This is a genomic window from Pseudomonas emilianonis (assembly GCF_023072625.1).
GTDB lineage: Bacteria > Pseudomonadota > Gammaproteobacteria > Pseudomonadales > Pseudomonadaceae > Aquipseudomonas > Aquipseudomonas paraveronii.
This window is the reverse complement of the sequence record NZ_JAKNRV010000336.1, coordinates 1-5,498: the sequence shown is the minus strand read 5'-3', so window position 1 is coordinate 5,498 and position 5,498 is coordinate 1. Positions and strand designations below refer to the sequence as shown.

7 protein-coding genes and 1 pseudogene are annotated in these 5,498 nt (G+C 62.9%); 3 read left to right on the top strand and 5 right to left on the bottom strand.

What is annotated here, in order from left to right:
• Positions 1 to 142: pseudogene (locus L9Z73_RS24315) on the top strand (amidohydrolase family protein); the annotation flags it as partial.
• A 130-nt stretch (positions 143 to 272) separates the two neighbouring features.
• On the opposite strand, the gene L9Z73_RS24310 reads toward L9Z73_RS24315, so the two are convergent.
• The 4 genes from L9Z73_RS24310 to L9Z73_RS24295 all read right to left on the bottom strand — a co-directional run bounded on the left by L9Z73_RS24310 (position 273) and on the right by L9Z73_RS24295 (position 2,452).
• Entirely contained in the window at positions 273 to 623 is a 351-nt protein-coding gene (locus L9Z73_RS24310; protein WP_247406493.1) for a YgaP family membrane protein, read from the bottom strand.
• A 68-nt stretch (positions 624 to 691) separates the two neighbouring features.
• Positions 692 to 1,159, bottom strand: coding sequence for an RNA methyltransferase (locus tag L9Z73_RS24305; RefSeq protein WP_247406491.1), 468 nt, complete (start codon positions 1,157 to 1,159; stop codon positions 692 to 694).
• A 171-nt stretch (positions 1,160 to 1,330) separates the two neighbouring features.
• Complete coding sequence (locus tag L9Z73_RS24300; RefSeq protein WP_003210675.1) at positions 1,331 to 1,705, bottom strand: YajD family HNH nuclease; 375 nt, start codon at positions 1,703 to 1,705, stop codon at positions 1,331 to 1,333.
• Positions 1,706 to 1,765: 60 nt separating this feature from the next.
• Positions 1,766 to 2,452 (bottom strand): spermidine synthase, encoded by a 687-nt coding sequence (locus tag L9Z73_RS24295; protein ID WP_247406490.1) that lies wholly within the window; start codon positions 2,450 to 2,452, stop codon positions 1,766 to 1,768.
• Between the two features lie 78 nt (positions 2,453 to 2,530).
• Between L9Z73_RS24295 and L9Z73_RS24290 the strand changes: the two genes are divergently transcribed.
• The gene (locus L9Z73_RS24290; protein WP_247406489.1) at positions 2,531 to 2,809 is read left to right on the top strand and encodes a hypothetical protein; all 279 of its coding nucleotides are present in this window, start codon (positions 2,531 to 2,533) and stop codon (positions 2,807 to 2,809) included.
• A gap of 48 nt (positions 2,810 to 2,857) precedes the next feature.
• Here L9Z73_RS24290 and L9Z73_RS24285 read toward each other — a convergent pair whose 3' ends face one another.
• Positions 2,858 to 4,912, bottom strand: a complete 2,055-nt coding sequence (locus tag L9Z73_RS24285; protein WP_247406488.1) for a S9 family peptidase — start codon at positions 4,910 to 4,912, stop codon at positions 2,858 to 2,860.
• A 21-nt stretch (positions 4,913 to 4,933) separates the two neighbouring features.
• On the opposite strand from L9Z73_RS24285, the gene L9Z73_RS24280 reads away from it, so the two are divergent.
• The gene (locus L9Z73_RS24280; RefSeq protein WP_247406487.1) at positions 4,934 to 5,467 is read left to right on the top strand and encodes an MFS transporter; all 534 of its coding nucleotides are present in this window, start codon (positions 4,934 to 4,936) and stop codon (positions 5,465 to 5,467) included.
• Positions 5,468 to 5,498: the final 31 nt, after the last annotated feature.

The following is a 5,498-nucleotide window of genomic DNA, read 5'->3' as shown; positions in this document are numbered from 1 at the left end:
CGGCACCACCACCGCGCTGGTGTTCGGCAGCGTGCACCCGCAATCGGTGAATGCATTCTTCGAAGCCGCCGAAAAACTCGACCTGCGCATGATCGCCGGCAAGGTGATGATGGACCGCAACGCTCCAAGCTGTTGCACTGACCCAGAATAACGGTGGGAGGGGGCTTGCTCCCGATAGCGCTGGTTCCGTCACTGTAGGTGGTGACTGACACTCTGCTATCGGGAGCAAGCCCCCTCCCACATTTGGATCACCAACAGGCAGAAGACTTGGCTCAGCCGGTGGTTTTTGTGGCCTTTTCGGCGGTCACTTGCGCCTTGGTCTTCAGGTTTTTCAAGTCTTCACCGGCTCGCTCGATTTTCGTGCGCAGGCTGTTCATTTCCTGGCGACCTTGTTCCAGCTTGTCCTTGAGCGAACTGTGCCCGGTCACCCCACGCGTCAGCGCCGCGCCGCCAATCGCCACTTGGAGCAGCCCGAAAATCCCGCCACGGCGCAGGCCTTTGCCGACCATGATCACGCCGCCAGCCACCGAGCCGATGCGCTCCCAGCCGTGTACGTTTTGCGTGGGGCGGGCCTGGAATGGGGTGGATTCAATGATAGGTCGCAGGGTTTTGCTGTCGCTCATGATCTGTCTCCAACAAGGGCTAGTGATACGCAACTGACTGTGTGCAGGCGCCGGATGTTCCCGAGAAATCAGTACTTGGGGCCCGAGCGGGTGTTATTGCCCTTGGCCATGCGGTCGTAGAGCACCACGTTGACGGTGGCGGCGAGGTTCATGCAACCGGTGGTCGGGATATACACCACGTCTTCACACCAGTCGCGGATCTCTTTGTCGAGGGAGCCATCTTCGGGGCCGAAGATGTACAGCGCGCGGTCGGGGTGGGTGTATTCAGGCAGCGGGCGGGCGCCTTCCACCAGTTCGACGGCGACCGGGATGCAGCCCAGCGGCAGGATTTTTTTCAGGTCATCGATGCCGATCAGCGGAATGTCGTGATGGACCTTCTTGGTGTCGGTGATGAAATCCCGGGCGCGCTCGTAGCGCTTGCCGGTGTAGAACACCGAGGCCACGCCGTAGCAGCCGGCGGCGCGCATCACCGAACCGACGTTTTCGGGGGATTTGGGGTTATACAGACCGATGCAGCTGTAGCGTTTATTGCCCACGGGGAAGGGTGCCTTGGAGAAAAGCGGCGATTATACGGGTGCGGTCGGTATCAAGATATGTGTTGCTTGTGAGGCAGCCATCGCGGGCAAGCCCACTCCCACCGGGGGAATGCATTCCAAAGGTGGGAGCGGGCTTGCTCGCGATGAGGCCGTGACAGGCAGCGACGAGCTTCAGTCGTCCTTCTTCATCAACCCTGCCAACGCCGCAAACGGGTTGTGCGTGGCCTTGGCGATCGTCGGGCTGCTGGTGGAGCCTTCGCCGAAGTACTGCTGGTCGGTGTAGCGCGAGTGCTCGTTGTCGTGGCAGTACAGGCACAGCAACTCCCAGTTGGAGCCGTCCTGGGGGTTGTCGTCATGGTTGTGGTTGCGGTGGTGCACGGTCAGTTCGCTCAGGCGTTTGCCGGCGAATTCACGGGCGCAGCGGCCGCACACGTGGGGGTACATTTTCAGGGCTTTGTCGCGGTAGCCCATTTCCCGGTCGCGCTGGGCATCGGCGAGGATGCGGTCCAGCTTGGCGGTGTGGGAGGGCGGGTTGGTCGAGCTCATCATGGCTCCTGTCTTTGGGTGGGTCACGGATAAGGTTGATTCTAGCCAATCGCGGCGCAATTAGCCCTTGAGCTTTTCCGCAATCCAGATGGTGTGCCGCGTGCCCTTGTTTCCATGGGCGAACACCTGCACTTCTTCGGCCTTGAAGCCGGCCTTGCGCAGCTTGTCGCTGAACAGTTTGTCGGCGCTGGCCGACCATACCGCAAGCACGCCCTTGGGGCGCAGGGCCTTGGCGCAGGCGGCCAGGCCACCGGCGGAGTAGAGCCAACTGTTGGCCTTTTGCGTGAGGCCTTCGGGGCCGTTGTCCACGTCGAGCATGATCGCATCAAAGCCGTGAGGCTCGGCTTGCAGCACCTTGGCCACGTCTTCCATGCGGATCACGGTGCGCGGGTCAAGCAATGGGCGCCCGGCTTTTTCGCCCAAAGGGCCACGGTTCCATTCCACGACGCCGGGCACCAGCTCCGCCACCACGACTTCGGCGGTCTTGCCCAGGTGCTTGAGGGCCGACGCGAGGGTAAAGCCCATGCCCAGCCCGCCGATCAATACCCGCGAACCGGGGCGGCCGGCGACTTTGCGACAAGGAATTTCTGCCAGCGCGTCTTCGGAGCCATGCATGCGCGTGTTCATCAACTGGCCGCCGTCGCCGCCCTGGATCTTGATGACAAAATCCTCGCCGTATTCGAACAGGCACAAAGCACCGCCGTTGTCGGGGATCGGGGTGGTGTCCAGCAGAACGAAACGTTTCATGGAAATCTCATTGGGAAGGGCATTCTTGCGCGGTTGGGAGTAGCCTTACGACATTCCGGTCAGGCCATGGAGCCATCGATGAAGTGCAGCATTCTAACGGTCATTGTGCTCGGCGCGCTCACATTGGGTGCGGTGCAGGCTCAGGAGTTGCAAACCGTACCGGTCGCGCCGGCGCCAACCCCTGGCGCGCCGGGCACCCCCACCCCGACGCTGTATCCGCAAGTCACCCCGCCCGCCGTGCCCAAGACGAACGGCTCGCCGCCGCTGGTGCCCATCGTGTTACCTGCGCCACCGAAGGACCAGACGGTCCCCGGCGTGCCGCCGAACGACAGCAAGCCAAAGACGCCCGGCGGTTAACGCTGTAAGGCGCTCCAGTGTTCCGGCGGGACCACCGTATGAAAGTTGCTAAACCAGCCCCAGCGCCTTGAACACAAATGCATATTCGAGCGCTACGTCACGTAATCCCTGGTAACGCCCGCTCATGCCGCCGTGGCCGGCCCCCAGTTCGGTCTTGAGCAGCAGCAGGTTGTCGTCCGTCTTGGTGTCGCGCAGCTTGGCCACCCACTTGGCCGCTTCCCAGTACTGCACGCGGCTGTCGTTATAGCCGGCGATCACCAACAGGGCCGGGTAGGCCTGGGCGCGGACGTTTTCATACGGCGCATACGCCTTGATGCGCGCATAGACCTCGGGCTCTTGCGGGTTGCCCCACTCGTCGTACTCGGTGACGGTCAGCGGCAGGTCCGGGTCGAGCATGGTGTTGAGCACGTCGACAAACGGCACTTCGGCAATCGCCGCCTGGAACAGCTCCGGGCGCTGGTTGAGCACCGCACCGATCAACAGGCCGCCGGCGCTGCCGCCGCTGATTACCAGCTGTTTGGCGCTGGTCAAACCCTGTGCAATCAGGTGTTCGGCACAGGCAATGAAGTCGCTGAACGTGTTCTGTTTGTGTTCCTGCTTGCCGTTGCGGTACCAGGCTTCACCCAGTTCGCCGCCGCCGCGCACGTGCGCAATGGCAAACGCGACGCCACGGTCCAGCAGGCTCAAGCGTGCGTGGGAGAACCATGGATCAAGGCTCTGGCCGTAGGCGCCGTAGCCATAGAGGTACAGCGGCGTCGGCTTGCCGAGCTGGTCGCGCTTGACCACCAGGCTGATCGGCACCTGGGTGCCATCGGCGGAGGTCGCCCACAAACGCTGGCTGACGTAATCGTCGGCGTTGAACACGCCGAGTACCGGGGTTTCCTTGAGCACCTGTTGTGCACCGCTGGCCAGTTCCAGTTGGCGCACCTGGGCCGGGCGGTTCAGCGCTTCATAGCGCAGGCGGATCTTGTCGCTGGGGAATTCCAGGCTGTTTTGTACGTAGAGGCTGTAGGCGGCGTCAGGCAATTCCACGCGGTAGGTCGGCAGACCCAGGGGATGCACTTCGATGACCGGCAGTCCGCCAATGCGCAGGCTCAAGGTCATGGCGCTGGCGTTCAGGCTCACGCCGTCGAGCATTACCTCATCGCTGTGGGGGATCAGGTTTTGCCAGTCGGCCTGGGTCGGCACGCGGCCGGTGTCGGCGGCGACGAACAGAGCGTAGTTGATGCCGTCGCGGTTGCTGCGGACAAACCACGTCCACGCGCCGTCGAGCTGGCCATGGTCGACGTCATACTCGTGGTCTTCGACCCGTGGCGCCAGGCAGGTGAAGTCCAGGTGCGGCTGGTCGGCGTCCAGCGCCCAGATTTCACTGGTGGTCTTGCTGCCCAGGGCCACCAGTAACTGGCGCTCGGAGCTGGAACGGTAGCAGTGCAGGAAGAAACGCCCGTCGGTCTCGTGGAACACTTCCTGCGCGGCGGTGCCGTCCAGGCGATAGCGGTAGAGTTTGTGCGGGCGATGGGTGTCGTCCAGTTCGCCGAAGAATAGCGTCAGGCTGTCATTGGCCCAGGTCATGCTGCCGTCGCAGTTGTCGAACGCCAGTTCGCTGACTTTGTCGGTGGCCAATTCCTTCACGTACAGGGTGTAGATCTCTTCGCCACTGGTGTCGAGGCTGTAGGCCAGGCGCTGGTGGTCGGGGCTGATGCTGAATGCACCGAGGGAGAAAAAGCCGCCGTTGGCCAACGCATTGGGGTCGAGCAACAGCTCTTCGCTGCTGTCATCCACTTGGTTGCTGTCGTCGGCCGGGCGGCGGCAGCGGTAGTGGCGGGCGTATTCGTCGCCGGCGGTGGTGCGCGTGTAATACAGGTACGGGCCCCAGGGGGAGGGCAGCGACAGGTCGGTTTCGAGGATGCGGCCCTTGATCTCTTCGAACAGGGTTTCACGCAGCGCCTGTTGCTCGGCGAGTTGGGCTTCCTGCCAGGCGTTTTCGGCCTTGAGGTAATCCATGACTTCAGCGCTGTCACGCGCTTGCAGCCAGGCGTAAGGGTCCTGGCCTGCGGCCTTGCGGGCAATCGGGGCGGCAGTGATGTGGGGCGATGACGGCATGGATCACTCTCTGTCTGGAGGATGGTGGCAGGCATTGCAGCCGCGACACGCAAAAGCCGTTATCATAGCGGCCTGTTTGCCTACCTTGCCATGGACACCATGACCGAGAACGACTATCTGACCGCTTGGGGCCTTTACGCCTTCGCCGCTTTGGGCTGCCTGTTGGTGTGGTGGCGCATGACCCGCTGGATCTGGCGCTGGTTGCGCGAGCCGCTGCAATTACTGATGGCCGTGCTGCTGTTGAGCCCGACCGTCGTCGACCCGGTCAAGACCCAGTTCGCGCCCGCCGTTGCGATTACCGCGTTGGACCTGGTGCTCAAGGTCGGCAATAACGCCTGGCGGGCGGTCTCCGACTTGTTCATGTACACGATGATCGCTTTTGGCGTGTACCTCGTGTTTGTGTTGATACGCTGGCCCATCGAGCGCGCCGCCAAGGCGAGCCGTGAGCGCAAGGCTGCGGTCGATGCTGCCTTGGCCGCCGAGCCGGAAGAGGATGACGAGCCGTTCCGTCGCCCCGCGCCTGTGAGCGGTATGCGGGTCGAACCGCGCCTTTAACGTTGTCTGCCCTGCAGCGAGAGCCCTGGCA

What these genes read in the sequence shown, in the direction of transcription:
- L9Z73_RS24310 (WP_247406493.1), bottom strand. Translation starts at nt 623, where the DNA reads ATGAGCGACAGCAAAACCCTGCGACCTATCATTGAATCCACCCCATTC.
- L9Z73_RS24300 (WP_003210675.1), bottom strand. Translation starts at nt 1,705, where the DNA reads ATGAGCTCGACCAACCCGCCCTCCCACACCGCCAAGCTGGACCGCATC.
- L9Z73_RS24295 (WP_247406490.1), bottom strand. Translation starts at nt 2,452, where the DNA reads ATGAAACGTTTCGTTCTGCTGGACACCACCCCGATCCCCGACAACGGC.
- L9Z73_RS24290 (WP_247406489.1), top strand. Translation starts at nt 2,531, where the DNA reads ATGAAGTGCAGCATTCTAACGGTCATTGTGCTCGGCGCGCTCACATTG.
- L9Z73_RS24285 (WP_247406488.1), bottom strand. Translation starts at nt 4,912, where the DNA reads ATGCCGTCATCGCCCCACATCACTGCCGCCCCGATTGCCCGCAAGGCC.
- L9Z73_RS24280 (WP_247406487.1), top strand. Translation starts at nt 4,934, where the DNA reads ATGGTGGCAGGCATTGCAGCCGCGACACGCAAAAGCCGTTATCATAGC.